The organism is Sulfuritortus calidifontis (assembly GCF_003967275.1).
Lineage (GTDB): Bacteria > Pseudomonadota > Gammaproteobacteria > Burkholderiales > Thiobacillaceae > Sulfuritortus > Sulfuritortus calidifontis.
On the sequence record NZ_AP018721.1, the window covers coordinates 463,357 to 488,529 of the forward strand.

Annotated in this window: 31 protein-coding genes and 1 tRNA gene; 28 read left to right on the forward strand and 4 right to left on the reverse strand. The window is 65.4% G+C overall.

Features of this window, described 5'->3' with window-relative positions; genetic code table 11:
• Nucleotides 1-15: 15 nt before the first annotated feature.
• From EL388_RS02565 to EL388_RS02695, 26 genes are all read left to right on the forward strand, one after another.
• Nucleotides 16-585 carry a YceI family protein gene (locus EL388_RS02565; protein ID WP_126459137.1) on the forward strand — a complete coding sequence of 190 codons (570 nt, stop codon included), beginning with the start codon at nucleotides 16-18 and terminating at the stop codon, nucleotides 583-585.
• 10 nt (nucleotides 586-595) lie between these two features.
• The gene (locus EL388_RS02570; RefSeq protein ID WP_126459140.1) at nucleotides 596-1,297 is read left to right on the forward strand and encodes a pirin family protein; all 702 of its coding nucleotides are present in this window, start codon (nucleotides 596-598) and stop codon (nucleotides 1,295-1,297) included.
• A 10-nt stretch (nucleotides 1,298-1,307) separates the two neighbouring features.
• The gene (locus EL388_RS02575) at nucleotides 1,308-1,877 is read left to right on the forward strand and encodes an NADPH-dependent FMN reductase (RefSeq protein ID WP_126459143.1); all 570 of its coding nucleotides are present in this window, start codon (nucleotides 1,308-1,310) and stop codon (nucleotides 1,875-1,877) included.
• A gap of 57 nt (nucleotides 1,878-1,934) precedes the next feature.
• Nucleotides 1,935-2,663 carry a YebC/PmpR family DNA-binding transcriptional regulator gene (locus tag EL388_RS02580; RefSeq protein ID WP_126459146.1) on the forward strand — a complete coding sequence of 243 codons (729 nt, stop codon included), beginning with the start codon at nucleotides 1,935-1,937 and terminating at the stop codon, nucleotides 2,661-2,663.
• Nucleotides 2,664-2,689: 26 nt separating this feature from the next.
• On the forward strand, nucleotides 2,690-3,046 hold the full coding sequence (locus EL388_RS02585; RefSeq protein WP_126459149.1) for a four helix bundle protein: 357 nt from the start codon (nucleotides 2,690-2,692) through the stop codon (nucleotides 3,044-3,046).
• Complete coding sequence (gene ruvC, locus EL388_RS02590) at nucleotides 3,046-3,603, forward strand: crossover junction endodeoxyribonuclease RuvC (RefSeq protein ID WP_172599377.1); 558 nt, start codon at nucleotides 3,046-3,048, stop codon at nucleotides 3,601-3,603. Before EL388_RS02585 ends, ruvC begins: the two co-directional genes overlap by 1 nt.
• 10 nt (nucleotides 3,604-3,613) lie before the next feature.
• Nucleotides 3,614-4,192, forward strand: a complete 579-nt coding sequence (gene ruvA, locus EL388_RS02595) for a Holliday junction branch migration protein RuvA (protein ID WP_126459152.1) — start codon at nucleotides 3,614-3,616, stop codon at nucleotides 4,190-4,192.
• Nucleotides 4,193-4,241: 49 nt separating this feature from the next.
• Nucleotides 4,242-5,279: a Holliday junction branch migration DNA helicase RuvB gene (gene ruvB / locus EL388_RS02600; RefSeq protein WP_126459155.1), complete on the forward strand. Its 1,038-nt coding sequence runs from the start codon at nucleotides 4,242-4,244 to the stop codon at nucleotides 5,277-5,279.
• The gene (gene ybgC / locus EL388_RS02605; protein ID WP_126459158.1) at nucleotides 5,272-5,676 is read left to right on the forward strand and encodes a tol-pal system-associated acyl-CoA thioesterase; all 405 of its coding nucleotides are present in this window, start codon (nucleotides 5,272-5,274) and stop codon (nucleotides 5,674-5,676) included. Before ruvB ends, ybgC begins: the two co-directional genes overlap by 8 nt.
• A complete protein-coding gene (tolQ, locus tag EL388_RS02610) occupies nucleotides 5,677-6,366 on the forward strand; it encodes a protein TolQ (protein WP_197721810.1) in 690 nt (229 codons plus the stop codon).
• Nucleotides 6,367-6,371: 5 nt separating this feature from the next.
• Nucleotides 6,372-6,779 (forward strand): protein TolR, encoded by a 408-nt coding sequence (gene tolR / locus EL388_RS02615; RefSeq protein ID WP_126459161.1) that lies wholly within the window; start codon nucleotides 6,372-6,374, stop codon nucleotides 6,777-6,779.
• On the forward strand, nucleotides 6,776-7,591 hold the full coding sequence (locus tag EL388_RS13795) for an energy transducer TonB (protein ID WP_165919081.1): 816 nt from the start codon (nucleotides 6,776-6,778) through the stop codon (nucleotides 7,589-7,591). The genes tolR and EL388_RS13795 overlap by 4 nt, the downstream gene beginning before the upstream one ends.
• Before the next feature lie 15 nt (nucleotides 7,592-7,606).
• On the forward strand, nucleotides 7,607-8,887 hold the full coding sequence (gene tolB / locus EL388_RS02630) for a Tol-Pal system beta propeller repeat protein TolB (RefSeq protein ID WP_126459170.1): 1,281 nt from the start codon (nucleotides 7,607-7,609) through the stop codon (nucleotides 8,885-8,887).
• A gap of 49 nt (nucleotides 8,888-8,936) precedes the next feature.
• Nucleotides 8,937-9,488 (forward strand): peptidoglycan-associated lipoprotein Pal, encoded by a 552-nt coding sequence (pal, locus tag EL388_RS02635; protein WP_126459173.1) that lies wholly within the window; start codon nucleotides 8,937-8,939, stop codon nucleotides 9,486-9,488.
• Nucleotides 9,489-9,522: 34 nt separating this feature from the next.
• Nucleotides 9,523-10,269 carry a tol-pal system protein YbgF gene (gene ybgF, locus EL388_RS02640; RefSeq protein WP_165919080.1) on the forward strand — a complete coding sequence of 249 codons (747 nt, stop codon included), beginning with the start codon at nucleotides 9,523-9,525 and terminating at the stop codon, nucleotides 10,267-10,269.
• A 12-nt stretch (nucleotides 10,270-10,281) separates the two neighbouring features.
• Nucleotides 10,282-10,929, forward strand: a complete 648-nt coding sequence (gene queE, locus EL388_RS02645; protein WP_126459179.1) for a 7-carboxy-7-deazaguanine synthase QueE — start codon at nucleotides 10,282-10,284, stop codon at nucleotides 10,927-10,929.
• A 54-nt stretch (nucleotides 10,930-10,983) separates the two neighbouring features.
• Nucleotides 10,984-11,691, forward strand: coding sequence for a 7-cyano-7-deazaguanine synthase QueC (queC, locus tag EL388_RS02650; RefSeq protein WP_126459182.1), 708 nt, complete (start codon nucleotides 10,984-10,986; stop codon nucleotides 11,689-11,691).
• Nucleotides 11,692-11,833: 142 nt separating this feature from the next.
• Complete coding sequence (locus tag EL388_RS02655) at nucleotides 11,834-13,102, forward strand: YeeE/YedE family protein (protein ID WP_126459185.1); 1,269 nt, start codon at nucleotides 11,834-11,836, stop codon at nucleotides 13,100-13,102.
• A gap of 88 nt (nucleotides 13,103-13,190) precedes the next feature.
• Nucleotides 13,191-13,266, forward strand: a tRNA-Lys gene (locus tag EL388_RS02660).
• Between the two features lie 73 nt (nucleotides 13,267-13,339).
• On the forward strand, nucleotides 13,340-13,702 hold the full coding sequence (locus tag EL388_RS02665; protein WP_126459187.1) for a Rap1a/Tai family immunity protein: 363 nt from the start codon (nucleotides 13,340-13,342) through the stop codon (nucleotides 13,700-13,702).
• Nucleotides 13,703-13,804: 102 nt separating this feature from the next.
• Entirely contained in the window at nucleotides 13,805-15,514 is a 1,710-nt protein-coding gene (locus tag EL388_RS02670; protein ID WP_126459190.1) for an acetolactate synthase 3 catalytic subunit, read from the forward strand.
• Nucleotides 15,511-16,005 (forward strand): acetolactate synthase small subunit, encoded by a 495-nt coding sequence (gene ilvN, locus EL388_RS02675; RefSeq protein ID WP_126459193.1) that lies wholly within the window; start codon nucleotides 15,511-15,513, stop codon nucleotides 16,003-16,005. The genes EL388_RS02670 and ilvN overlap by 4 nt, the downstream gene beginning before the upstream one ends.
• 39 nt (nucleotides 16,006-16,044) lie before the next feature.
• Nucleotides 16,045-17,061, forward strand: coding sequence for a ketol-acid reductoisomerase (ilvC, locus tag EL388_RS02680; RefSeq protein WP_126459196.1), 1,017 nt, complete (start codon nucleotides 16,045-16,047; stop codon nucleotides 17,059-17,061).
• Nucleotides 17,062-17,163: 102 nt separating this feature from the next.
• Entirely contained in the window at nucleotides 17,164-17,823 is a 660-nt protein-coding gene (locus EL388_RS02685; RefSeq protein WP_172599378.1) for a phosphatidylserine decarboxylase, read from the forward strand.
• A gap of 2 nt (nucleotides 17,824-17,825) precedes the next feature.
• Nucleotides 17,826-18,590: a CDP-diacylglycerol--serine O-phosphatidyltransferase gene (pssA, locus tag EL388_RS02690; RefSeq protein WP_126459202.1), complete on the forward strand. Its 765-nt coding sequence runs from the start codon at nucleotides 17,826-17,828 to the stop codon at nucleotides 18,588-18,590.
• 204 nt (nucleotides 18,591-18,794) lie between these two features.
• Nucleotides 18,795-20,360 carry a 2-isopropylmalate synthase gene (locus EL388_RS02695; protein WP_126459205.1) on the forward strand — a complete coding sequence of 522 codons (1,566 nt, stop codon included), beginning with the start codon at nucleotides 18,795-18,797 and terminating at the stop codon, nucleotides 20,358-20,360.
• 74 nt (nucleotides 20,361-20,434) lie between these two features.
• Here the strand turns inward: EL388_RS02695 and EL388_RS02700 are convergent, their stop codons facing one another.
• The 4 genes from EL388_RS02700 to wrbA form a co-directional block, all read right to left on the reverse strand.
• The gene (locus tag EL388_RS02700; RefSeq protein WP_126459208.1) at nucleotides 20,435-21,202 is read right to left on the reverse strand and encodes a hypothetical protein; all 768 of its coding nucleotides are present in this window, start codon (nucleotides 21,200-21,202) and stop codon (nucleotides 20,435-20,437) included.
• Between the two features lie 93 nt (nucleotides 21,203-21,295).
• The gene (locus tag EL388_RS02705; protein ID WP_126459211.1) at nucleotides 21,296-21,658 is read right to left on the reverse strand and encodes a DUF2069 domain-containing protein; all 363 of its coding nucleotides are present in this window, start codon (nucleotides 21,656-21,658) and stop codon (nucleotides 21,296-21,298) included.
• Nucleotides 21,646-22,344, reverse strand: coding sequence for a HugZ family pyridoxamine 5'-phosphate oxidase (locus EL388_RS02710; RefSeq protein WP_126459214.1), 699 nt, complete (start codon nucleotides 22,342-22,344; stop codon nucleotides 21,646-21,648). The genes EL388_RS02705 and EL388_RS02710 overlap by 13 nt, the downstream gene beginning before the upstream one ends.
• A 13-nt stretch (nucleotides 22,345-22,357) precedes the next feature.
• A complete protein-coding gene (gene wrbA, locus EL388_RS02715; RefSeq protein ID WP_126459217.1) occupies nucleotides 22,358-22,954 on the reverse strand; it encodes an NAD(P)H:quinone oxidoreductase in 597 nt (198 codons plus the stop codon).
• 97 nt (nucleotides 22,955-23,051) lie between these two features.
• Here wrbA and sucC point away from each other — a divergent pair, with 97 nt between their 5' ends.
• Together sucC and sucD are read left to right on the forward strand one after the other, a co-directional pair.
• A complete protein-coding gene (sucC, locus tag EL388_RS02720; protein ID WP_126459220.1) occupies nucleotides 23,052-24,215 on the forward strand; it encodes an ADP-forming succinate--CoA ligase subunit beta in 1,164 nt (387 codons plus the stop codon).
• Nucleotides 24,212-25,090, forward strand: a complete 879-nt coding sequence (sucD, locus tag EL388_RS02725) for a succinate--CoA ligase subunit alpha (protein WP_126459223.1) — start codon at nucleotides 24,212-24,214, stop codon at nucleotides 25,088-25,090. Before sucC ends, sucD begins: the two co-directional genes overlap by 4 nt.
• Nucleotides 25,091-25,173: the final 83 nt, after the last annotated feature.

Here is a 25,173-nt window from a genome sequence, read left to right on the forward strand (position 1 = left end):
AAGAGAGGACAGACCATGAACCAGAAGACCATCATCGCCGGCCTGATCGGCATCACCCTGACCGCCCCCGTCTTCGCCGCCGACAGCTACAGCATCGATTCGCGCCACACCTTCCCGGTGTTCGAGGTCAATCACCTGGGCTTTTCCACCCAGCGCGGCCGCTTCAATCAGGTGAGCGGCAAGATCACGCTCGACCTTGCCAAGCAGAAAGGCAGCGTGGACGTGACCATCGCCACCGATTCCATCGACATGGGCCTGGACGACTGGGACAAGCACATGAAGAGCGAGGACTTCTTCAACGTCGGCCAATACCCGACCATGCGCTTCAAGTCGGACAAGTTCGTGTTCAACGCGAACAAGCCGGTGGCGGCCGAGGGCAGCCTCACCCTGCTCGGCGTGACCAAGCCGGTGCGCCTCGCCATCGCCGGCTTCACTTGCGGCTTCCATCCACTCAATCGCAAGGAACTGTGCGCGGCCGACGTCAGCACCAGCATCAAGCGCTCGGAGTTCGGCATGACCAAATACCTGCCGGCGGTGGGCGACGAGGTGCGGATCAACATCCCGGTCGAGGCCTTCAAGGACTAAGGCGGGCATCATGATCACCCTGCGACCCGCCCATGCCCGCGGCCACGCCGACCACGGCTGGCTCGATTCCTGGCATACCTTCTCCTTCGCCGATTACTACGATCCGCAGGAGATGGGCTTTGGCGTGCTGCGGGTGATCAACGACGACACCGTGGCGCCGGGCGCCGGCTTCCCCAGCCATGGCCATCAGGACATGGAGATCATTTCCTATGTCCTGGAAGGTGCGCTGGAACACAAGGACAGCCTGGGCAACGGCTCGGTCATCCGGCCGGGCGACGTCCAGCGCATGAGTGCCGGGCGCGGCATCCGCCACAGCGAGTTCAATGCCTCGGATGCGGCGCCGGTGCATTTCCTGCAGATCTGGATTCAGCCGGCGGCGCGCGGCATCGCGCCGGGCTACGAGCAGAAGTCCTTCGCGCCGGAGGAGAAACGCGGTCGGCTGCGCCTGGTGGCCTCACCCGACGGGCGCGAGGGCAGCGTGCGCATCCATCAGGACACGGCCCTGTATGCCGGTCTGCTCGGCCCGGGCGCAAGCCTCGCCTTCGATCTTTCTCCTGGCCGCAAGGCCTATCTGCATCTGGCTCGCGGTAAGATGCGCCTCAACGGCCGGCCGCTGGCGACCGGCGACGGCGCCAAGGTCGTCGAGGAGGCGCGGCTCGAACTCGTCGGCGAGGCCGAATCCGAAATCCTGTTGTTCGATTTACCCGCTTAAGGACTTTTGCATGACCCGCATTCTGGTGTTTGCCGGCAGCACCCGGCAGGGCTCCTTCAACAAACAATTGGCCCGCCTGGCCGCACGCGAGGTGGCAGCCAACGGGGCCGAGGCGACTTTTCTCGACCTGCGCGAATTCCCCATGCCGCTCTATGACGGCGACCTCGAGGCCGGCGACGGCCCGCCCCAGCACGCCTTCCGCCTGCAGGAGATCGTGGCCCAGCACCACGGCCTGATCGTTGCCTCGCCCGAATACAACAACTCGATCTCGGCCGTGCTCAAGAATACGATCGACTGGGTCTCGCGCACGCCGCGGGTGCGCGGCACCAATCCCTTCGCCGGCAAGCCGGCGGCCTTGATTTCCGCTTCGCCCGGCAGTCTGGGTGGCCTGCGCGGCCTGGATGCCGTGCGCAATGTGCTCAACACCGTGGGCATGCTGGTGCTGCCGGGCATGGTCGCGGTCGGCCATGCCGACCAGGCCTTCGATCAAGACGGCGGGCTGAAGGATGCCGATCTGGCCAGGCGCCTGCGCGATCTGACCGCCGAGACCGTGCGCATGAGCCGCGCCCTGTCGGCCTGAAGCCCCTGCGGCGGAGTAGAATACCGGCTTTCATTTTTGTGGCATTAGGCAGGAATCATGGCCGGACATTCGAAATGGGCGAACATCCAGCACCGCAAGGGCCGTCAGGACGCCAAGCGGGGCAAGATCTTCACGCGACTGATCAAGGAAATCACCGTGGCCGCCAAGCTGGGCGGCGGCGACCCCGGCGCCAACCCGCGCCTGCGCCTGGCCATCGACAAGGCCAAGGCCGAGTCCATGCCCAAGGACAACATCGAGAACGCGATCAAGCGCGGCACCGGCCAGCTCGAGGGCGTGAACTACGAAGAGGTGCGCTACGAGGGCTATGGTCCGGGTGGCGCCGCGGTGATCGTCGACTGCCTGACCGACAACAAGACCCGCACCGTGGCCGATGTGCGTCACGCCTTCGCCAAGAACGGCGGCAACATGGGCACCGACGGCTGCGTCGCCTTCCAGTTCAAGCACTGCGGCCAGATCATCCTGGAGCCGGGCGCCAGCGAGGACGCCGTGATGGAGGTCGCGCTGGAGGCGGGCGCCGAGGACGTGATCCCGAACGAGGACGGCTCGATCGAAGTCATCACCGCGCCCTACGACGACCTGACCAATGTGAAAGAGGCCCTGGAGAAGGCCGGCTTCAAAGTGGCCATGGCCGAGACCGTGATGAAGCCCCTGAACGAGACCGAGGTCAGCGGCGAGGACGCCGTGAAATTCCAGAAGCTGCTGGACATGCTGGAAGGCCTCGACGACGTCCAGGAGGTCTACACCTCCGCCATCCTGCCGGAGTGATCAGAGTGAGGAGTGAGGAGTGAGGAGTGAGGCGTAGACATCACGACCTCAAGGCCTGGCAACAGGCTATCGAGTTGGTGAAGGCGATTTATACGCTGACGGCCTCTTTCCCACCATCCGAAATGTATGGCCTTGTCGCCCAGATGCGACGGGCGGCAGTCTCGGTGCCGAGCAATATTGCAGAAGGCGCGGCCAGAGAGACATCCAAGGAATTTGCCCAGTTTCTGATAATCGCCAGAGGGTCTCTTAGCGAATTGGAAACCCAGATACGAATCAGCGTGGAGCTGGGTTTCTGTCCGCGCGAGAATAAAGCGGATGGGATTGTGGACGAGATGTTTAAATTGCTTGCTGGCCTAATCAAGGCGCAACGCCAGGAATCCTGATGCCTTCCTCCTCACGCCTCACGCCTCACCCCTCACGAATCCGCATCCTGGGCATCGACCCCGGCCTGCGCGCGACGGGCTATGGGGTCATCGACCAGGATGGCCAGAAGCTGAGTTACGTCGCCAGCGGCGTGGTGCGCACCCAGGACGGCGAACTGCCGGCGCGGATCAAGATCCTGTTCGCCGGGCTGCAGGAGATCATCGAGACCTTCAAGCCCGAGGCCTGCGCGGTGGAAAAGGTGTTCGTCAACGTCAATCCGCAATCCACTCTGTTGCTCGGTCAGGCCCGGGGCGCGGCGCTGGCCGCCCTGGCCCATGCCGACCAGAGCGTCTACGAATACACCGCCTTGCAGGTGAAGCAGGCCGTGGTCGGCAACGGCCACGCCGACAAGCAGCAGGTCATGCACATGGTGATGCGCCTGCTCAAACTGCCGGGCGAACCCAGCCCCGACGCGGCCGATGCCCTGGCCTGCGCCATCTGCCATGCCCACGGCGGCCAGGGCCTGGGTGGCCTGGTCACCGCCGCTCGCCGTCGGCGCGCCGGGCGCATGTTGTGAGGAGACAAAATTGATCGGACGCCTCACCGGCACCCTGCTGGAAAAACACCCGCCGCAGATCCTGATCGACGTGAATGGCGTCGGCTACGAGCTCGATGTGCCCATGAGCACCCTGTACAACCTGCCGGCCACCGGCGAGCGGGTGACCCTGCTCACCCATTTCGCCGTGCGCGAGGACGCCCAGCAGTTGTATGGCTTTCTCACCGCGACCGAGCGCGAGACCTTCCGTCAGCTGATCAAGATCAGCGGCGTTGGCCCGAAGCTCGCCCTGGCCGTGCTCTCCGGCCTGTCGGTGGCCGATCTGGCCGAGGCGGTGGCCTTGCAGGAGGTGGGGCGCTTGACCCGGATTCCCGGCGTCGGCAAGAAGACCGCCGAACGCCTGCTGTTGGAACTCAAGGGCAAGCTGGCCGACGAGATCGTCGGCGCCACCGGCGTTGTCGCGCCGCGCGCCGGCGGCGACGTGCTCAACGCCCTGATCGCCCTGGGCTACAGCGAGAAGGAGGCGGCGCTTGCGGTGAAGGCCCTGCCCGAGGGTGTCGCGGTGGAGGAGGGCATCCGTCTGGCGCTCAAGTCCCTGGCCAAGGTCTGAGCCGGCTCCAAGGTTTGACCCGGCCCCGCGACTCCGCTAAGTTCCCGCCATGCTGCAACCCGACCGCCTGATCTCGCCCGCCGCCACTTCCCGCGAGGAAGAGGCCTTCGAACGCGCCCTGCGCCCGCAAAAACTGTCCGAATACGTCGGCCAGGCCCGCGCCCGCGAACAGCTCGACATCTTCATCACCGCTGCCAAGAACCGGGGCGAGGCGCTCGACCACGTGCTGCTGTTCGGCCCGCCCGGCCTGGGCAAGACCACCCTGGCGCACATCATCGCCAAGGAGATGGGGGTCAACCTGCGCGTCACCTCCGGCCCGGTTTTGGAACGGGCCGGCGACCTGGCCGCGCTGCTGACCAATCTGGAGCCGCGCGATGTCCTATTCATCGACGAGATTCACCGCCTGTCGCCGGTGGTCGAGGAGATCCTCTACCCGGCGCTGGAGGACTACCAGCTCGACATCATGATCGGCGAGGGCCCGGCCGCGCGCTCGGTCAAGCTCGACCTGCCGCCTTTCACCCTGGTCGGCGCCACCACCCGGGCCGGCATGCTGACCAACCCGCTGCGCGACCGTTTCGGCATCGTCGCCCGCCTGGAGTTCTACAACGCCGAGGAGCTGACCCATATCGTCACTCGCTCGGCCCGGCTGCTCAATATCGAGATCTCGCCCGAGGGCGCGCTGGAGATCGCTCGCCGCTCGCGCGGCACGCCGCGCATCGCCAACCGTCTGCTGCGCCGGGTGCGCGACTATGCCGAGGTCAAGGCCGGCGGTCGCATCACCGCCGAGGTGGCCGATGCCGCGCTGGTGATGCTGGAGGTGGACCAGGGCGGCCTCGACGTGATGGACCGCAAGCTCTTGCATGCCCTGTTGGAGAAGTTCGCCGGCGGGCCCGTGGGCCTGGAGAATCTGGCCGCCACCATCGGCGAGGCGGCCGACACCATCGAGGACGTGCTCGAACCCTATCTCATCCAGCAGGGCTTTCTCGCCCGCACCCCGCGCGGCCGGGTGGCCGCGCCGCTGGCCTATCGCCACTTCGGCCTGGCCGCGCCGACCCGGATCCAGAATCAGGATCTGTTCGATGAGTGAGGCGCAGTTCGTCTGGCCGGTGCGGGTGTATTGGGAAGACACCGACGCCGGCGGCGTGGTCTATTACGCCAATTACCTCAAGTTCATGGAACGCGCCCGCAGCGAGTGGCTGCGCGGTCTGGGCATCGAGCAGACCGATCTGGCGGAGCAGGACGGCCTGGTCTTCGTTGTGCGCCATGTCGAGGTCGATTACCTGAAGCCTGCGCGCTTCGACGATGCACTCGATGTGGTCTGCAGTCTGGCCGAGCTGAACAAGGCCAGCCTGGCCATGGCCCAGCGCATCGAACGTGCAGGCGAACCTTTGGTCACGGCCCGGGTCAAGATCGCCTGTGTCACGCGGGAGCAATTCCGCCCCGCTAAAATCCCGGTCCATATCCAACAACGCTTGGGGTGCTGAATGGCGCTGTCGCTCGAAACCGAAATGTCGCTGATCAGTCTGGTGGCCAACGCCAGCTGGGTGGTCAAGCTGGTGCTGCTGCTCTTGCTGGCCGCCTCTTTCGTGTCCTGGTGGATGATCTTCACCAAGTACATGACGCTCAAGCGCGAACGGCAGCTGGCCGACGAGTTCGAGAAGGAATTCTGGAGCGGCGGCGAGCTCACAACCCTGCATCAGGACGTGAGCCAACTGGGCGACCAGGCGAGCAGCATGGAACAGGTGTTCAGCGCCGGCTTCCGTGAATTCCTCAAGCAGACCCGGCAGCCGGGCCTGAACCCGCAGGCGATCCTCGACAGCTCGCGGCGTGCCATGCGCGCTGCCTACCAGCGGGAGATGGATGCGCTGGAGTCGCACCTGCCCTTCCTCGCCACGGTCGGCTCGGTCTCGCCCTATGTCGGCCTGTTCGGCACGGTCTGGGGCATCATGAATGCCTTCCGCGGCCTGGCCAACGTCTCCCAGGCCACCCTGGCCCACGTCGCGCCCGGCATCGCCGAGGCCCTGATCGCCACTGCCATCGGCCTGTTCGCCGCCATCCCGGCGGTGGTCGCCTACAACCGCTTCACCCATGACATCGACCGCCTGGCCAACCGCTTCGACGTGTTCATGGAAGAGTTCTCCAACATCCTGCAACGCCAGATCCTGAAGGCCTGAGCGTCATGAGCCGCCGCCCGCGCAAGGCGATGAACCAGATCAACGTCGTGCCCTACATCGACGTGATGCTGGTGCTGCTGGTGATCTTCATGGTCACGGCGCCCTTCATCAATCCCGCCCAGGTCGAGCTGCCCAGCGTCGGCAAGAGCGCAACGCCGCCGGTGCCGCCGCTGGAGCTGACGATCAAGGCCGATGGCTCCTACTGGCTGCGCGACCGCAATGGTTCGGCAGACCCGGTGCGGGTGGCCGAGGCCGACTTGGCCGACAGCGTGCGCCGGCGGGCCAAGGCCGAACAGCCGGTAGTGATCGCCGCCGACAAATCGGTGCGCTACGAAGCGGTGATGCGGGCGATGGATGTCCTGCAGCGTGCCGGCATCGCCCGGGTCGGCCTGCTGGTGAAGCCGGTGCCGTGAGCCCGCTGACCAGTCGTCAGCAGTGGTCGGCCGGGGCCCTGGCCCTGCTGTTCCACGCCGTGTTTTTTCTGGCCCTGGTGTTCAGCGTGTCCTGGCGGCAGGCGCCGAGTCTGCCGGTGATGGCCGAGCTCTGGACCAGCCTGCCGGCGCCGCCGGTGCAGGCCGAGCCCAGGCCCCTGCCGCCGCCGCCGCCCAAGCCGGCCGAAGTAAATCCGGAACCAAGCCCGGCGAAGCCGGAGCCGAGCAAGGCCGACATTGCGCTCAAGGCCAAGGAGGCGGCCAAGCAGCGCGAGGCCGAGTTGCAGCGTATCGAGCAAGAGAAAAAACGGCTCAAGCTCGAGCAGGAGAAAAAGCTGGAGGCCGAGCGCAGGCAGAAGGAAGAGGCGGCGCGCAAGAAGGCGATGGAGGAGCGCAAGCGCGCCTTGGACAGGACACTGGCCGAGCAGATGGACAGCGAACTGGCGCAGGAGGCCGCGCAGCTGAACCAGATGCGCCAGCAACAGCAGGCCAGCGCGGCGCGCAACAAATTGATCGCAGACTACCAGGAGCGCATCCGGCAGAAGATTCGCAGCTACATCCGCCTGCCGCGCAATCTGACCGGGAACCCGGAGGCGGTGTTCCGGGTCGAGTTGCTGCCCAACGGCGAGGTGCAGCGGGCGGTGCTGGTTAGGACCAGCGGCCAGACCGCCTACGACCAGGAGGTGGAGCGGGCCATCCTCAAGGCCTCGCCCCTGCCGATGCCGCCCGACCCGGCCGCCGCAGCCAGCTTCCGCAGCGGTCTGACCCTGAAATTCCGGCCCCAGGAGGGCTGATACAATAGGCTGAAAATGTTGATTCGTTCCCTCTCCCGCCGCGCTTGTCTGCTGCTCCTCGCCCTGTGTGCCATGCCGGCCTGGGCAGCGATGACCATCGAGATCGTCGGCGGCGGGGCCAACCGCATCCCCATCGCCGCCGCCGCGTTCGCCGCGCCGGCCGGCGTGCTCAATCCGGCCGAGGTGATCGGCGCCGATCTGCAGCGCAGCGGCCTGTTTCGCCTGGTCGACGGCCAGGATGTGCGGCCTCAGCCGGTCGAGCCGCAGCAGGTCAGTTTTCCCGTCTGGCGCGGCAAGGGTGCCGACGCCCTGGTCATCGGCCAGGTCATCGCCCAGGCCGGCAACCGCTACGAGGTGCGTTTCCGCCTGCTCGATGTGGTCAAGGGTCAGCAACTCCTGGGCATGAGCTATACGGTGCCGGCGCAGAACCTGCGCCTGGTCGCGCACAAGATCGCCGACGCCGTCTATGAGAAGCTGACCGGCGAGCCCGGCGTCTTCAGCACCCGCATCGCCTATGTGCTCAAGCGCGGCGGCCGTTATGAGTTGCAGGTGGCCGATGTCGATGGCTACAACGCGGTCACCATCGCCAGTTCGCCCGAGTCGCTGATGTCGCCGGCCTGGTCGCCCGACGGCAGCCGCCTGGCCTATGTCTCCTTCGAGGACAGGAAGCCGGTGGTCTACGTGCAGAATATCTTCGATGGCCGGCGCCGTGCCGTGGCCCGGTTCAAGGGCTCCAATTCGGCGCCGGCCTGGTCGCCCGACGGCCGGCAGCTGGCCGTGGTGCTATCCAAGGACGAGTCTTCGCAGATCTACCTGATCGACCTGGAGGGCGGCGCGCCCCGCCGCCTGATGAGCAGCAGCGGGCTCGATACCGAGCCGGCGTTCAGCCCGGACGGCCATTGGCTGTACTTCACTTCCGATCGCGGCGGCAGCCCCCAGATCTACCGGATGCCGCTGGCTGGCGGCGCGGCCCAGCGCCTGACCTTCGAGGGGGGGTACAATGTGTCGCCCGCCCTGTCGCCGGACGGCAAGACCATGGCCTTTCTCCATCGCCGCGATGGCCGCTTTCTGGTGGCGGTGATGGACCTGGCCACTGGCCAGAGCCAGGTGCTGACCGATACCGACCACGACGAGTCGCCCAGCTTCGCACCCAACGGCCGGATGATCCTGTATGCCACCCGGACCGGCAATCAGGCCACGCTGGCGACGGTGAGCGTCGACGGCCAGGTCAAGCAGCGGCTGTCGCAGTCGGGCGATCTGCGCGAGCCCGCCTGGGCGCCGCTGAAGAATCAGTAAGGCAGGGATGCTGTTTCCAATTTGAACGATTTGCAGAGGAGTGCTTGAGATGAAATATGCAGTCTACGGTGTGGTGCTGGCCGCGATGCTGGCCGGTTGTGCCCAGCAGCCGGGCAAGGATGCCGCGATCGAGGACCGTTCGGCCGGTGGCGCCGGTGGCGCCCAGTCGACGGTGCAGACCCAGGGCCTGGCCGGCAGCGACGCCAGTGGCACCGCCCTGGGCGCCGGTAATCTGGTTGCCCCGCCCAAGAATGCGCCCGGCGCCCTGGGTCAGCGCGTGATCTATTTCGATTACGACAGCTCGGCCATCCGCAATGAATACCGCGCCGTGCTCGAGGCCCATGCCGGCTTCGTCAAGGCCAACGCCAAGGCCAAGGTCAACCTGGAAGGCCATGCCGACGAGCGTGGCAGCCCCGACTACAACATCGCCCTGGGGCAGCGCCGTGCCGACAGCGTGCGCAAGGCCATGCAATTGCTGGGTGCGCCCGAGGAGCGTATGGAGTCGGTCAGCTTCGGCGAGGAGAAGCCCGCCGTGCCGGGGCATGACGAAGCGGCCTGGAGCAAGAACCGTCGGGTCGAGATTCGCTACGACGGAGAGTGAGCAGTAAGGCATGAACGTCTTTCAGCGTAGCCTTGTGTCCCTGCTGTGCCTCGTCTGGGGCACGGCAGGGGCGGCGCCTGCGCCGGTGATCGAGGCGGGCCAGCCGCAGCCGGCAGCGCTGATGCAGGCGTTCAAGGCGCTGGAGGATCGTTTCAACAAGCTTGAAGGCCAGTTGGAGAACCAGGGCGTGCTCGCCCTGTTCAACGAGGTCGAACAGCTGAAGGCGGAACTGGCGAAGCTGAAGGGGGTCCAGGAGGAACTGGTCCATCGTTTGGCCGCCGCCGAGAAACGCCAGAAGGACTTTTATACCGACCTGGATGACCGGTTGAAGGAGTTGGCCGCGAGGCCGACCCCCGCCGCCACTGCCCCGGTCGCCGCAACGCCGGCGACCGATGCCGGCGCTTCCGAGCAGGAGACCAAGGTCTACCAGGATGCCTTCGCCGCGATCCGTGCCGGCAACTATCAGGCCGCGATCAAGGATTTCCAGGCCTTCCTCAAGGCCTATCCGAACAGTGCCCTGGCCAGCAATGCCCAGTACTGGATCGGTTTTTCCCAATTCTCCCTGGGCGACTACAAGGCCACGGTCGAGTCGCACCAGCGGCTGCTGCAGCTGTATCCGGACAGCCCCAAGGCGCCGGACGCCATGCTCGGCCTGGCCCGGGCCAGGATGCAGCTGGGCGAGACCAAGGCCGCCCAGGCGACCCTGGAGCAGATCGTCAAGCAGCATGCCGGCAGCCGGGCGGCCGAGAGCGCCCAGAAGCTGCTGTCCACCCTGAAATAAGCCAAGCCCATCGTGTCTGAACCGCGGCTTCGGGTCACCGAAATCTTCTATTCGATCCAGGGCGAGACCAGCCGCGTCGGTCTGCCCACGGTCTTCGTCCGCCTCACCGGCTGCCCCCTGCGCTGCGGCTATTGCGACACCGCCTATGCCTTCCAGGGTGGCGAGTGGATGACCCTGGCGCAGATCCTTGCCGCGGTGGCGGCCTATGCCCTGCGCCAGGTCACGGTGACCGGCGGCGAGCCCCTGGCCCAGCGCGATTGCCCGGCCCTGCTCACGGCGCTGTGCGATGCCGGTTACGACGTGTCGCTCGAGACCAGCGGCGCCCTGGACATCGCCCCGGTGGATAAGCGGGTGGCGCGCATCGTCGACATCAAGACCCCGGGCTCGGGCGAGGTCGAACGCAATCTCTGGTCCAACATCGAGCAGCTGACGCCGCATGACGAGGTCAAGTTCGTCATCGTCGACGAGGCCGATTACCGCTGGGCGGTCGAGCTGTTGCGCCAGCATCGCCTGGCCGAGCGCTGCGAGGTGCTGTTCTCGCCGGTGTTCGGAAAATTGCAGCCGCGCCAGCTGGCCGAATGGATCCTGCGCGACCGCTTGCCCGTGCGCCTGCAGGTGCAGTTGCACAAGGTCCTCTGGGGCGAGGAGCCAGGGCGCTAATGAAAACGAGCCCGCGCAAACAGCGTCTTGGGGCGAGTTTCGGCGGAGGCTAATGTGAGCGAAGCACACGTTAAGCGAAGCGGCCGGAGCCAACAGCGTGCGGTCGTGCTCCTGTCCGGCGGCCTCGATTCCGCCACCACCCTGGCGGTGGCGCGCAGCGAGGGCTGCGAGTGCTTTGCCTTGAGCTTCGATTACGGCCAGCGCCACGGCGCCGAACTGGATGCGGCGCGCGCCGTGGCCAAGCAACTCGGCGCCTGCGAGCATCGGGTGCTCTCGTTGGATCTGGCCCAGTTCGGTGGCTCGGCGCTGACCGACCGCAGCCTCGCTGTGCCCGAGCAGGCGAGCGAGGGCATCCCGATCACCTACGTCCCGGCCCGCAACACCGTGATGCTCGCGCTGGCCCTGGCCTGGGCCGAGGTGCTGGCGGCCGAGGCGATCTACCTCGGTGTCAACGCCGTGGACTATTCGGGCTATCCCGACTGCCGGCCCGAATACATCGAGGCCTTCGAGCGCATGGCCAATCTGGCGACCAAGCGCGCGGTCGAGGGCCAGCCTTTGCGTATCGCCGCGCCGCTGATCCATCTGTCGAAGGCCGAGATCATCCGCCTGGGCCAGCGCCTGGGCGTCGACTATGGCCTGACCGTGTCCTGCTATCAGGCCGATGACCGGGGCCGGGCCTGCGGCCGTTGCGATTCCTGCCGCCTGCGGCGTCAGGGATTCCTTGATGCCGGCGTCACCGACCCGACCCGTTACCAAGTCTGAATCCGGCTTGGTATGATCGAACCAAACGGCGGCTGAATCAGTAATTTTTCTTTGCCCGGCGCCAAGCAATAACGATAATTCGCGGTCAGACGCGCTCCCCGGTCGGCGGGTGCGCATCAAGCTCGATAAGGAGACAATCAGCATGGTTTTCGAACATTTCGCACAGGCCCAGTCGATGTTGCTCTGGGTCACCTTCGCCATCGCCCTGGTCATGGGCGCGGTGGTCAACAAGACCAATTTCTGCACCATGGGTGCGGTGTCCGACTGGGTCAACATGGGCGACACCGGCCGTCTGCGTGCCTGGCTGTTCGCCATCGCCATCGCCATGATCGGCGTCGCTGGGCTGGAATATGCCGGCATGGCCAAGCCGGATGCGGCCTTCCCGCCCTATCGCGCCAGCCAGCTGGTCTGGGCCGAGAACCTGCTCGGCGGCCTGCTGTTCGGCATCGGCATGACCCTGGCCTCCGGCTGCGGCAACAAGACCCTGATCCGCATCGGCGGCGGCAACATCAAGTCCATCATGGTGCTGGTCGTGATCGCGCTGATTGCCTATTACATGGTCAATCCCTTCCCGGGCTCGGACAAGACCCTGTTCAGCGTCCTGTTCTATGACTGGATCCGTCCCCTGGCGGTCAACCTGAACACCAGCCAGGACGTCGGTGCCATCGTCGGCGGTGCCGGCGGCAGTGCCATCGCCCGCCTGGTGGCCGGCCTGGCGATCGGTCTTTTGGTATTGATCTACGTCTTCAAGTCGGAAGAGTTCCGCAAGAGCTTCGACAACATCCTGGGCGGCCTGGTGGTCGGCCTGGCCGTGCTGGCGGCCTGGTATGTCACCAGCAACCTGGCAGTTTCGGCCGATGGTCAGCCCTATGCCCTGCAGAACTTCGTCGCCGAGCAGTGGGACCTGTATGCCGGCGAGGGTGACGTCAAGCCGGCCGACAGCCGCTCCCTGGCGCCGCAGTCGTTCACCTTCATCAACCCCATGGGCCAGGCCTACGGCTACGTGGCCGGCGGTTTCGACAAGACCCTGCTGACCTTCGGCCTGATGTCGCTGTTCGGCGTCATCGCCGGCTCCCTGCTCTGGTCGTTGATCTCGCGCAATTTCCGCATCGAGTGGTTCGCCAGCTTCAAGGACTTCGCCAATCACCTGATCGGCGCGATCCTGATGGGCTTCGGCGGCGTGCTGGCCATGGGCTGCACCATCGGCCAGGCCGTGACCGGCGTCTCCACCCTGGCCGTGGGCTCCATCATCACCTTCGTCGCCATCGTGCTCGGCAGCGCCCTGACCATGAAGGTGCAGTACTACAAGATGGTCTACGAAGACGAGGCCACCTTCTTCAAGGCTCTGATCACCGGCCTGGTCGACCTCAAGCTGCTGCCGACCAGCATGCGCAAGCTGGACGCGGTATAAGCGACGTTCGGCCCAGCAAAAAGCCCCGCTTCGGCGGGGCTTTTTGTTGACAGTATTTCTGTGCGCTTTATAATGCACGGCTTTTCGGGGGTCGGTAGCTCAGCCGGTAGAGCAGCGGACTTTTAATCCGTTGGTCGCGAGTTCGAATCTCGCCCGACCCACCAAATTCAAGGGTTAGCGCTTAAGGCGTCTAGCCCTTTTTGTTTTTGACGGCCCTTTGCGTTGTGGGGGATGGCGATGCCGACTGGGAAACGATATCTGACAGCCTGGATCATGGCCATGGGCCTGGCGTCCGGGGCCGCCGTGGCGGAGACCGGGCAGAACGGCGCCTCGCTGCTGCAGATGTGCCGCGGTGCCGGCAAGGTGCAGGTGCTGTCGGTCATGTGCCACAGCTACGCCAACGGCTTCATCGAGGCCACCCGCTTCCATGCCGGGAACGGGGCCAAGCCGGGCAGGGCCTTCTGTCTGAGCGAGGCGGACCACGCCCGGTTGCCGGGCGAGATCGTGACCTGGCTGCAGGCGCATCCGGAACAGGCCAAACAGCCGGCCGCCGCCGTGTTGAATGAGGTGCTGGTCAACCGTTTTCCCTGCAAGAAGTAGCCCGGGTCCCGGACGATCGACCCAGGCGGCGGCTTGACCGATCAGGCCGCTAACGATACTGTTCCAAGCTTTCCCTGTTTCTGTTTAAAGAACAAGAATTTCATGGCCGAGTTGGAATTGACCGGTGCGGAGATTGTGATCCGCTGTCTGCATGCCGAAGGCGTGAAGTATGTCTTTGGTTATCCCGGCGGCGCGGTACTCAATATCTACGACGAGATCTACAAGCAGCAGGAATTCGAGCATGTCCTGGTCCGCCACGAACAGGCCGCTGTGCACGCGGCCGACGCCTATTCCCGAGCGACCGGCAAGGTCGGCGTCGCCCTGGTCACCTCCGGCCCCGGCGCGACCAATGCGGTGACCGGCATCGCCACGGCCTATATGGATTCCATCCCCATGGTGGTGATCAGCGGCCAGGTGCCGACCGCCGCCATCGGCCAGGACGCCTTCCAGGAGGTCGACACCGTCGGCATCACCCGGCCCTGCGTCAAGCACAACTTCCTGGTCAAGGACGTGAAGGACATCGCGCCGACCATCAAAAAGGCCTTTTACATCGCCGCCACCGGCCGGCCCGGCCCGGTCCTGGTCGACATCCCCAAGGACATCACCCAGCACAGCTGCGTTTTCGAGTATCCGGAAACCATCAGCATGCGGTCCTACAACCCGACCAGCAAGGGGCACGCCGGCCAGATCAAGCGTGCCATGCAGATGCTGCTCGAGGCCAAGCGGCCGGTGATCTATACCGGCGGCGGCGTCATCCTGGGCGATGCCTCGGCCCAGTTGACTGAACTCTGCCGCGAACTGGGCTACCCGGTCACCAGCACCCTGATGGGCCTGGGCGGCTACAAGGCGAACGACCCGCTGTTCCTCGGCATGCTCGGCATGCACGGCACCTACGAGGCCAATATGGCCATGCAGCACTGCGACGTGTTGATCTCGGTGGGCGCCCGCTTCGACGACCGGGTGATTGGCAATCCCAAACACTTCGCCAAGGAGGCGCGCCGGATCATCCACATCGACATCGACCCCTCGTCGATCTCCAAGCGGGTGAGGGTCGACGTGCCCATCGTCGGCGATGTCGGCCAGGTGCTGGAAGAACTGAATCGCCTGCTCAAGGCCAGCAGCGAGCGGCCCGATGCGCAGGCGCTCAAGGCCTGGTGGGCGCAGATCGAGCTGTGGCGGGCCCAGGATTGCCTGAAGTACGACCGCGGTGCCAGCGTGATCAAGCCGCAGTATGTCGTGGAAAAACTATACGAAGTGACCCGCGGCGACGCCTTCGTCACCTCCGACGTCGGCCAGCATCAGATGTGGGCGGCGCAGTACTACAAATTCGACCAGCCGCGCCGCTGGATCAACTCCGGCGGCCTGGGCACCATGGGCGTCGGTCTGCCCTACGCCATGGGCGTGCAGTTCGCCCACCCGGATGCCATGGTGGCCTGCGTCACCGGCGAGGGCAGCATCCAGATGAACATCCAGGAGCTGTCGACCTGCAAGGAATACAAGCTGCCGCTCAAGATCATCCTGCTCAACAACGGCTATCTCGGCATGGTCCGCCAGTGGCAGGAGTTCTTCTACGAGGAACGCTACGCCGAGTCCTACGTCGCCTCGCTGCCCGACTTCGCCAAGCTGGCCGAGGCCTACGGCCACGTCGGCATGCGTATCGAGAAGCCGGAGGACGTCGAGCCGGCCCTGCGCCGCGCCTTCACCGAGCACAAGGACCAGCTGGTGTTCATGAACTTCATCACCGACCCGCGCGAGAACGTCTACCCGATGATTCCCGCCGGCAAGGGCCTGTCGGAGATGATCCTGGTATGAGGCACATCATTTCCATCCTGATGGAGAACGAGGCGGGCGCCCTGTCCCGCGTCGCCGGCCTGTTCTCGGCCCGCGGCTACAACATCGAGTCGCTCACCGTGGCGCCGACCGAGGACGCCACCCTGTCGCGCATGACCATCGTCACCACCGGCTCCAATGAAATCATCGAGCAGATCACCAAGCAGCTGAACAAGCTGGTCGACGTGATCAAGCTGCAGGACCTGTCCGACGGCGACCACATCGAGCGGGAGCTGATGCTGGTCAAGGTCCGCGCCGCCACCGGCGAACAGCGCGAGGAGATGAAACGCCTGGCCGACATCTTCCGCGGCCGCGTCATCGACGTCGCCGACAAGACCTACACCATCGAGCTGACCGGCCCCGGTTCCAAGCTGGATGCCTTCCTCGATGCCGCCGAGCCCGGCGTCATCCTGGAGACGGTGCGCACCGGCGCCTCCGGCATCGGTCGCGGCGACCGCATGCTCAAGATCTGAACCCGCGAATTCACTAAATCGTTGTCGAAAGGAAGCACCATGAAGGTCTACTACGAAAAAGACGCCAACCTGTCCCTGATCAAGAAGAAGAAGGTTGCCATCATCGGCTACGGCTCCCAGGGCCACGCCCATGCCAACAACCTGAAGGACTCCGGCGTCAGCGTGACCGTCGGCCTGCGCAAGGGCGGCGCTTCCTGGGACAAGGCCAAGAAGGCCGGCCTGACCGTGAAAGAGGTCGGCGCCGCGGTGAAGGACGCCGACGTGGTGATGATCCTGGTGCCGGACGAGCAGCAGCCGGCCGTCTACTACGGCGAGATCGAGCCCAACATCAAGAAGGGCGCCGTGCTGGCCTTCGCCCACGGTTTCAACATCCACTACAACCAGATCGTGCCTCGCGCTGACCTCGACGTGATCATGGTCGCGCCCAAGGGCCCCGGTCATACCGTGCGCTCCACCTATCTGCAGGGCGGCGGCGTGCCTTCCCTGATCGCCATCTACCAAAACGCCTCGGGCAAGGCCAAGGACATCGCCCTGGCCTATGCCGCCGCCAACGGCGGTGCCCGCGCCGGCGTGATCGAGACCAGCTTCCGCGAAGAGACCGAGACCGACCTGTTCGGCGAGCAGGCCGTGCTCTGCGGCGGCGCCGTCGAACTGGTGAAGATGGGCTTCGAGACCCTGACCGAGGCCGGCTACGCCCCGGAGATGGCCTACTTCGAGTGCCTGCACGAGCTGAAGCTGATCGTCGACCTGATGTACGAGGGCGGCATCGCCAACATGAACTACTCCATCTCCAACAACGCGGAGTACGGCGAGTACGTCACCGGCCCCGAGGTGATCAACGAGCAGTCGCGCGCCGCCATGCGCAATGCGCTCAAGCGCATCCAGACCGGCGAGTACGCCAAGATGTTCATCCTGGAAGGCAAGACCAACTACCCGGCCATGACCGCCCGTCGTCGCCTGACCGCCGAGCACCCGATCGAGGTGGTGGGCGAGAAGCTGCGCGACATGATGCCCTGGATCAAGGCCAACAAGCTGGTCGACAAGTCGAAAAACTAAGTGAGGAGAGAGGAGTGAGGAGTCAGGGGCCGTTTCGCCCTCTCGCCTTGCTCCTTACTCCTTACTCCTTACTCCTTACTCCTCACTCCTATGTGCATCGGTATGGCACCTCAAGCCAAGACCCCCTGGCCTCACCCCTTGATTGCCCGTGAGGGCTGGGGGCATCTCGCCCTGGCCGTGGCGCTGGCGCTGCTTGTCACCTGGCTGGCCGGCTGGCTCTGGGCCTTGCCGTTCTGGGCCTTCCTGGTCTTCGTCCTGCAGTTCTTCCGCGATCCGGCCCGTCAGGCGCCGGTGGGCGACAAGCTGGTCATCGCCCCGGCCGACGGCCGCATCGTCGCCGTGGAAAAGACCGAGGATCCCTGGCTCAAGCGCGAGGCGCTGAAGATCAGCGTGTTCATGAACGTGTTCAACGTCCATTCCAACCGCAGCCCGGTCACCGGCGAGGTGAAGCAGCAGTGGTATCACGGCGGGGCCTTCGTCAACGCGGTGCTGGACAAGGCCTCGGTCGAGAACGAGCGCAACGCGATCTGGATCAAGACGCCGGCCGGTGTCGACATCACCTGCGTCCAGGTCGCCGGCCTGATCGCACGGCGCATTCTCTGCTATGCCAAGCCGGGCGACAGCCTGCAGCCGGGCCAGCGCTACGGCTTCATCCGCTTCGGCTCCCGGGTCGACGTCTACCTGCCGACCGATGCCCGGCCGCGCGTCGCCTTGGGCGACAAGACCCGGGCGGGCGAGACCGTGCTGGCGGAGCTGGTCTGAGCATGGCTGAACAGCCGAGCCACCGTCCCAATCCCTTCGCCCGCGGGGGCATCTACCTGTTGCCCAACCTGTTCACCACCGGCGCGCTGTTCGCCGGCTTCTACGCCATCGTCCAGGCCATGAACGGCCGCTTCGAGCATGCCGCCGTGGCCATCTTCATCGCCATGGTGCTCGACGGCCTCGATGGCCGGGTGGCGCGGCTGACCCGCACCCAGAGTGCCTTCGGCGCCGAGTACGATTCGCTGTCCGACATGGTCTCGTTCGGTGTGGCGCCGGCGCTGGTGATCTATACCTTCGCCCTGAAGGACATGGGCAAGTTGGGCTGGCTGGCCGCCTTCGTCTACTGCGTCGGTGCCGCCCTGCGCCTGGCTCGGTTCAACACCCAGATCGAGGTGCAGGACAAGCGCTGGTTCCAGGGCCTGCCCAGCCCCTCGGCCGCGGCCCTGGTCGCCGGCCTGGTCTGGGTCATGCACGACTACGAGGTGGCCGGCCACAGCATCCGCTGGCTGGCCTGGGTGCTGACCGTGGTCGCCGGGCTCACCATGGTCAGCAACCTGCCCTTCTACAGCGGCAAGGACATCAACCTGCGCAAGAGCGTGCCCTTCATCGCCGTGGTCCTGGTCGCCCTGGGCTTCATCCTGGTCTCGGCCGATCCGCCGACCGTGCTGTTCGCCCTCTTCGTCGGCTACGGCCTGTCCGGCTACGGCCTCTGGCTGTTTCGCCGCCTGCGGGGGCGCCAGAGCAGTGTGGAGCAGGACCCGAAATAGGCCTTGCCTGATTTTGAATCCACGTTTATATTCAAGGCCATGCGAACCGATTTTGACTCGTTCCAATTCCACTTCCTGGTTCGGCACGCCACGCGCCTGCTGCTGCCCCCGCGCGGGCGCTAATCTCTCTCCCTCTCTTGTAGTTCGCGGTTTCGGTTATAACTTCCTGCCGAGTGTGCGGCAGAGCACCCATTGGAGCGTGCCATGAAAACAAACGAAGTGCGTTTCGGCGCAGCCAAAGACCAGTTGATCATTTTCGATACGACCTTGCGTGACGGCGAGCAGAGCCCTGGCGCGTCGATGACCAAGGAAGAGAAGGTCCGCATCGCCAAGCAGCTGGAGCGGATGCGGGTAGACGTCATCGAGGCCGGCTTCCCGGCCGCCAGCAACGGCGACTTCGAGTCGGTGAAGGCGGTGGCCGATGTCATCAAGGACAGCACGGTGTGCGGCCTGGCCCGCGCCCTGGAGAAGGATATCGCCCGTGCCGGCGAGGCCTTGCGTGGCGCCAACTCCGGCCGCATCCACACCTTCATCGCGACCAGCCCCATCCACATGGAGAAGAAGCTGCGGATGACGCCGGACCAGGTGGTCGAGCAGGCGGTCAAGGCGGTACAGTGGGCGCGGCAGTGGACCGACAATGTCGAGTTCTCGCCCGAGGACGCCGGCCGTTCCGACCTGGACTTCCTCTGCCGCGTGCTCGAGGCGGTGATCGCCGCCGGCGCCAGGACGGTCAACATACCGGACACCGTGGGCTACAACATGCCCTGGCAGTTCGGTGGCTTGATCAAGAATCTTAGGGAGAAGATTCCGAATTCGGACCAGGCGGTGTTCTCCGTGCACTGCCACAACGACCTCGGCCTGGCCGTGGCCAACTCCCTCTCGGCCGTGTTGAATGGCGCCCGCCAGGTCGAGTGCACCGTCAACGGCCTGGGCGAGCGGGCGGGCAACGCCTCGCTCGAGGAGATCGTGATGGCGGTACGTACCCGGCAGGACATGTTCAGCTGCGACAGCCGCATCGACACCACCCAGATCGTGCCGGCATCGCGCCTGGTCTCGGGCATCACCGGCTTTGCCGTGCAGCCGAACAAGGCTATCGTCGGGGCCAACGCCTTCGCCCACGAGTCGGGCATCCACCAGGACGGCGTGCTCAAGCACCGCGAGACCTACGAGATCATGCGGGCCGAAGACGTGGGCTGGAGCACGAACAAGATGGTGTTGGGCAAGCACTCCGGCCGCAACGCCTTCAAGACCCGCTTGAAGGAACTCGGCATCGAGCTGGACAGCGAGGAGGCCTGGAACGCGGCATTCGCCCGGTTCAAGGATCTGGCCGACAAGAAACATGAGATCTTCGACGAAGACCTGCATGCCCTGGTCTCCGACGAAGCCACTTTCGCCACCCAGGACCGCTACAAGCTGGTCTCGCTCAAGGTCTGCTCGGAGACGGGCGAGATCCCCCATGCCGTCGTGGTGTTGTCGGACAACGGTGTGGAGAAGCGGGCCCAGGCCGATGGCGGCGGTCCGGTCGATGCGGCGTTCAAGGCGATCGAGAGCCTGGTCAAGAGCGGCTCCGACCTCACCCTCTACTCGGTCAACAACATCACCAGCGGCACCGATGCCCAAGGCGAAGTCACCGTGCGAGTCAACCGCGGCGGCCGTATCGTCAACGGCCAGGGTGCCGACACCGACATCGTCATCGCCTCGGCCAAGGCCTATCTGCATGCCTTGAACAAGCTGGCCTCGGACGAGACCCGGGCACACCCACAAGTCTGATTTCACGGGTACGGCAACAATAGAAAAGGGCGACCCGCGGGTCGCCCTTTTTCATGGGGTGAAGTCAGGCTGTCTTAGATGCTCGGCAGCCGACCTTCCTCCTCGACGATCTCCTTGGGCAGCTTGTAGAACCAGAGCTGGTACATGGAGATCAGCCACATGGTGGCGAAGGACAGGCCCATCACCGCGCCGCTACCGATCACCACCCAGGCGAAGCCGGGCCAGACCTTGGTCAGGTACCAGGAGCCGACGTCGGTGATCAGCACCACGAAGGGGGCGGCGAGAACCACGCACTTGACCCAGGTCGGCCGCACGTAGGCGTGGCTGAAGATGAAGCCGGTGATGAAGAAGATGAAGGTGATCGAGAACAGGTGGATGTGGGAGACCCGAACCAGGGTCGGAATGGTCATGCCGGTGTCCTTGGCCGCCACCTTCATCACGCCATCCTGGTTGGTCAGGTCCGGCAGGTGCGGGTTGACCGAGGGGGAGTGGCACATCACGCAATGCTCTTGCAGGATGGGATTGATCTTGCTGTCGAATTCCTCGCCCTTGGCGCCTTCGTGCAGCCAGGTGAAGATCACCTCGCGTTTTTCCGGCGGCAGCATGTCGGCCATGGGGCCGCGCAGGGCGGATTCCAGCTTGGTGCCTTCCGGGTTGCCGCCATAGGCGATCATCAGATCCTTGCCGGAGATCATCGGGTTGCCGTCGCGGCCGGCGTGGGATTCCCAGACCTGGATCATGGCCATCAGGTAGCCGGTACCGAACACCAGCAGCACCATGGTGAACAGCACGCGCATCGACATCGGCAGGTAGGTGAAATGGGTCGAGCTAACTTTCGTCATTGTGGCTCCTTCGCGGGTAAGAACGACAGCGCAAAAAGGATACTGAGGTCCTGGTTGTCCTGTCCACCCGGTTTGAGAAAAAACTGACTTAAATCAGATTTTTTGTTGGCTTAACGCCCGACTGGCCCGAATGAACAGCACCGCCGAGACCAGGAACAGCAGGGACAGGACCAGTTCCGCCAAGGCCAGCCGGGCCGAGAGGCCGGTATCCGACCAGGCCCGCACCGTGGCCTCGGTAAAGTATAGCCAGATCAACAGGCTGGACCATTTATACGTATAGAGCCGGCCGCGCAGGATGCCGAACAGGGGGGCGAGCAGGGGCAGGGCCTTGAGCGCCAACCAGGAGCCGCCCGGCCGCAGGGGGGCCAGCCACAGCTCCCAGGCCAGGCAGAGCCCGATCAGGGCGATCAGGCTGGCAATGCTCAGCCAATGGGTGACGGTCCTCAGATTCTGCATTGCTGCACCATTTCGACCAGGGCCTGGCGTGCCCCGCCGGCATCGACGATGGCTTGGGGAAAGTCGAAGCGCAGGACGCGGCCATCGGCGCGGCAATCGAAGCCGTCGCCATCGATGCCGATCATCTCGACCGCCTCCGGGGTGGCACCATGGAAATGCCGGCAATACTCGAACAGGGCGTCGCTGTGCTCGCGGTTCATGTGATCGAGGATGCCGGCCTCTGCCTCGGCCAGATGATTGGCACCGGCCAGATAGGCGGCCGCCTCGATCCAGTGGATCTTGCCGAAGCCGCCGATGTAGCGGATGCGCTCCGGCCCGATCCGGTAGAAGGCGAAATCGTGCATGGCCAAATAGGCCTCGGCCTGGGGGAAGTAGCGCAGATAGCGCGGGCCGAGCGCGTCCTTGCTCTCCAGTCGTTCGGCCCGGCCGACCAGGGTCACCCGGCCCGCCCCCTGCATGTCCGGGGTGAAGGGCTGGACGATCAGCGACACGCGCGGGTCGGCCACGATGTTCCGGGTGTGCTCGGCCAGGGTCGAGATCAGGACCACCGGCCGGCCCTGCGCATCCAGGATGAAGGGCGCCACCGAGCCGAAGGGGTAGCCCGCGATGCGCTGCGAGATCGTGCAGAGCACGCCGTTGTGCTGACCGCGCACGAAGCGGCGGGCCTCGTTGCCCAATTCTGTCATCTCGTATATCCGCTCATGTCGCTGCCAGTTTCAACGCGATTTCAGCCAGGCGCTTGCCCTGGGCAAAGGCGAGCTTGCGCTCCTCGTCCGTGACCGGCTGCTTGCCGTCCGGGCCCGCATAGTGGGAAACGCCGTAGGGCGTGCCGCCGGCGCGGGTCTGGTTGAGTTCCGGATTGGTGTAGGGCAGGCCGACCATGACCATGCCGTGATGCATCAGCGGCAGCATCATGGAGAGCAGGGTGCTCTCCTGGCCGCCATGCAGGCTGGCGGTGGAGGTGAAGACGCAGGCCGGCTTGCCGGCCAGGGCACCGTTCAGCCAAAGCCCGGAGGTCGAATCCCAGAAGTATTTCATCGCCGCCGCCATGTTGCCGAAGCGGGTGGGCGAGCCCAGGGCGAGGCCGATGCACTGCTCGAGATCGGCGTGGCTGACATAGGGCGCGCCCGCGTCCGGCACCAGTCTGGCCGGGCCTTCCGATTCGGCCGCCACCTTGGGCACGGTGCGGAGGCGGGCCTGGGTGCCCGGCACCGACTCGATGCCATGGGCGATGTGGCTGGCCAGCTGCTTCACCGAGCCGTGCAGGCTGTAGTAGAGAACCAGGATGTCTTTCATGGCGTAATCCTTCGCGAGGGCATCAATGCTACCGGATTCCACCCTGGCCTGCCTTCGCGCGTAAAATAGCGGCTTTGCCATTGAGCGGATTCGCTTCATGAACCTGCACGAATACCAAGCCAAGGCGGTGCTGCGCGAGTACGGCATCGCCACCCCGCGCGGCGTCACCCTCACCGATCCGGCCAACTGCGCCCAGGCGGCCAGCCAGCTGGGCGGCAGCGCCTGGGTGGCCAAGGCCCAGATCCACGCCGGCGGCCGCGGCAAGGCCGCCGGCGTCAAGGTCTGCAAGTCGGTCGACGAGCTCGCGGCCACGGCCAAGGGCCTGCTCGGAAAGCGGCTGGTGACCTACCAGAACGCGCCCGACGGCCAGCCGGTGAACACCCTGCTGATCGAAGAGACCCTGGCCATCGCGCGCGAGCTGTACCTCTCGATCACGGTGGATCGCGCGGCCGAGCGCATCGGCATCGTCGCCTCGGCCTCTGGCGGCATGGAGATCGAGGAGGTCGCCGCCCGCGAACCGGAGAAGATCCTGCGCGAGACCGTGAACCCGATCACCGGCCTGATGGACTATCAGGGGCGCAACCTGGCCTTCGGCCTGGGGCTGGCGGGCGACCAGATCAGCGCCTTCGTGAAGCTGCTCAAGGCCTGCTATCGCGTCTTTCTGGAAAAAGACCTGGCGCTGATCGAGATCAACCCGCTCATCGTCACCAATGACGGCCAGTTGCTGCCGCTCGACTGCAAGATGGGGCTGGACGACAACGCGCTCTATCGCCAGAAGGACTTGGCCTGCCAGGCCGACCTGTCGCAGATCGACCCCAAGGAGGCCGAGGCCCACGCCCACAACGTCAACTACATTGCCTTGAGCGGCAACATCGGCTGCATGGTCAACGGCGCGGGTCTGGCCATGGCGACCATGGACCTGATCAAGCTCTCGGGCGGCATGCCGGCCAACTTCCTCGACGTCGGCGGCGGCGCCACGGCCGAGACGGTGGCCCGTGCCTTCCAGATCATCCTGGCCGACAGCAACGTCAAGGCGGTGCTGATCAACATCTTCGGCGGCATCGTCCGCTGCGACCTGATCGCCGAGGGCATCATCCAGGCGGTGCGCGAGGTCGGCGTCAAGGTGCCGGTGGTGGTGCGCCTGGAGGGCACCAATGCCGACAAGGGCCGCGAGCTGCTGGCCAATTCGGGTCTGGCCATCATCGCGGCGAACGATCTGACCGAGGCCGCCAAGCGCGCCGTGGAGGAGGCGGCGAAATGAGCATCCTGGTCAACAAGCACACCAAGGTCATCTGCCAGGGCTTCACCGGCAAGCAGGGCAGCTTCCATTCCGAGCAGGCGATTCGCTACGGCACCTGGATGGTCGGCGGCGTCACCCCGGGCAAGGGCGGCCAGACCCACCTCAATCTGCCGGTGTTCAACACCGTGCGCGACGCGGTGCGCGAAACCGGCGCCAATGCCAGCATGCTCTACGTGCCGGCGGCCTTCGCCGCCGACGGCATCCTGGAGGCGGCCGATGCCGGCATCGAGGTCATCGCCTGCATCACCGAGGGCATCCCGGTGCGCGACATGATCAACGTCAAGGCCGCGCTGCGGGCCAACGGCGCCAAGCTGATCGGCCCCAACTGCCCGGGTCTGATCACCCCCGGCGAATGCAAGATCGGCATCATGCCCGGCTTCATCCATCAGCCGGGCAAGGTCGGCATCGTCTCTCGCTCGGGCACGCTCACCTACGAGGCGGTGTGGCAGACCACCCAGCTCGGCCTCGGCCAATCCACCTGCGTCGGCATCGGCGGCGACCCGATCAAGGGCCTCGATTTCATCGACTGCCTGGAGCTGTTCCAGAACGATGCCCAGACCGAGGCCATCATCCTGGTCGGCGAGATCGGCGGCACGGCGGAAGAGGCGGCGGCCGAATACATCAAGGCCCATGTGAAGAAGCCGGTGGCGGCCTACATCGCCGGCCTCACCGCGCCCAAGGGCAAGCGCATGGGCCATGCCGGCGCGATCATCGCCGGCGGCAAGGGCACCGCCACCGAGAAGATCGCGGCGCTGGAGCAGGCGGGGGTCGTCGTGGCGCAATCGCCGGCCGGCCTGGGCGCGGCGGTGGCGGAGGCGATGCGCCGAGGTGCTTGAATACACCCTCTCCCCTCGGGAGAGGGTAGGGTGAGGGCATACAGCCTGAAAGGCTGTGTCACCGTGTGGCGCTTAGGTATCTG

Excerpts from the sequence above, each read along its gene's own strand:
- EL388_RS02575 (WP_126459143.1), top strand. The coding sequence starts at position 1,308 with ATGACCCGCATTCTGGTGTTTGCCGGCAGCACCCGGCAGGGCTCCTTC.
- EL388_RS02670 (WP_126459190.1), top strand. The coding sequence starts at position 13,805 with ATGGCCGAGTTGGAATTGACCGGTGCGGAGATTGTGATCCGCTGTCTG.
- sucD (WP_126459223.1), top strand. The coding sequence starts at position 24,212 with ATGAGCATCCTGGTCAACAAGCACACCAAGGTCATCTGCCAGGGCTTC.
- EL388_RS02665 (WP_126459187.1), top strand. The coding sequence starts at position 13,340 with ATGCCGACTGGGAAACGATATCTGACAGCCTGGATCATGGCCATGGGC.
- tolR (WP_126459161.1), top strand. The coding sequence starts at position 6,372 with ATGAGCCGCCGCCCGCGCAAGGCGATGAACCAGATCAACGTCGTGCCC.
- EL388_RS02580 (WP_126459146.1), top strand. The coding sequence starts at position 1,935 with ATGGCCGGACATTCGAAATGGGCGAACATCCAGCACCGCAAGGGCCGT.
- EL388_RS02655 (WP_126459185.1), top strand. The coding sequence starts at position 11,834 with ATGGTTTTCGAACATTTCGCACAGGCCCAGTCGATGTTGCTCTGGGTC.
- EL388_RS02700 (WP_126459208.1), bottom strand. The coding sequence starts at position 21,202 with ATGACGAAAGTTAGCTCGACCCATTTCACCTACCTGCCGATGTCGATG.
- ruvB (WP_126459155.1), top strand. The coding sequence starts at position 4,242 with ATGCTGCAACCCGACCGCCTGATCTCGCCCGCCGCCACTTCCCGCGAG.
- sucC (WP_126459220.1), top strand. The coding sequence starts at position 23,052 with ATGAACCTGCACGAATACCAAGCCAAGGCGGTGCTGCGCGAGTACGGC.
- EL388_RS02565 (WP_126459137.1), top strand. The coding sequence starts at position 16 with ATGAACCAGAAGACCATCATCGCCGGCCTGATCGGCATCACCCTGACC.
- tolB (WP_126459170.1), top strand. The coding sequence starts at position 7,607 with ATGTTGATTCGTTCCCTCTCCCGCCGCGCTTGTCTGCTGCTCCTCGCC.
- ruvC (WP_172599377.1), top strand. The coding sequence starts at position 3,046 with ATGCCTTCCTCCTCACGCCTCACGCCTCACCCCTCACGAATCCGCATC.
- EL388_RS02705 (WP_126459211.1), bottom strand. The coding sequence starts at position 21,658 with ATGCAGAATCTGAGGACCGTCACCCATTGGCTGAGCATTGCCAGCCTG.
- ilvC (WP_126459196.1), top strand. The coding sequence starts at position 16,045 with ATGAAGGTCTACTACGAAAAAGACGCCAACCTGTCCCTGATCAAGAAG.
- EL388_RS02570 (WP_126459140.1), top strand. The coding sequence starts at position 596 with ATGATCACCCTGCGACCCGCCCATGCCCGCGGCCACGCCGACCACGGC.
- pssA (WP_126459202.1), top strand. The coding sequence starts at position 17,826 with ATGGCTGAACAGCCGAGCCACCGTCCCAATCCCTTCGCCCGCGGGGGC.
- EL388_RS02685 (WP_172599378.1), top strand. The coding sequence starts at position 17,164 with ATGGCACCTCAAGCCAAGACCCCCTGGCCTCACCCCTTGATTGCCCGT.
- ilvN (WP_126459193.1), top strand. The coding sequence starts at position 15,511 with ATGAGGCACATCATTTCCATCCTGATGGAGAACGAGGCGGGCGCCCTG.
- tolQ (WP_197721810.1), top strand. The coding sequence starts at position 5,677 with ATGGCGCTGTCGCTCGAAACCGAAATGTCGCTGATCAGTCTGGTGGCC.
- ybgC (WP_126459158.1), top strand. The coding sequence starts at position 5,272 with ATGAGTGAGGCGCAGTTCGTCTGGCCGGTGCGGGTGTATTGGGAAGAC.
- EL388_RS02710 (WP_126459214.1), bottom strand. The coding sequence starts at position 22,344 with ATGACAGAATTGGGCAACGAGGCCCGCCGCTTCGTGCGCGGTCAGCAC.
- pal (WP_126459173.1), top strand. The coding sequence starts at position 8,937 with ATGAAATATGCAGTCTACGGTGTGGTGCTGGCCGCGATGCTGGCCGGT.
- EL388_RS02695 (WP_126459205.1), top strand. The coding sequence starts at position 18,795 with ATGAAAACAAACGAAGTGCGTTTCGGCGCAGCCAAAGACCAGTTGATC.
- wrbA (WP_126459217.1), bottom strand. The coding sequence starts at position 22,954 with ATGAAAGACATCCTGGTTCTCTACTACAGCCTGCACGGCTCGGTGAAG.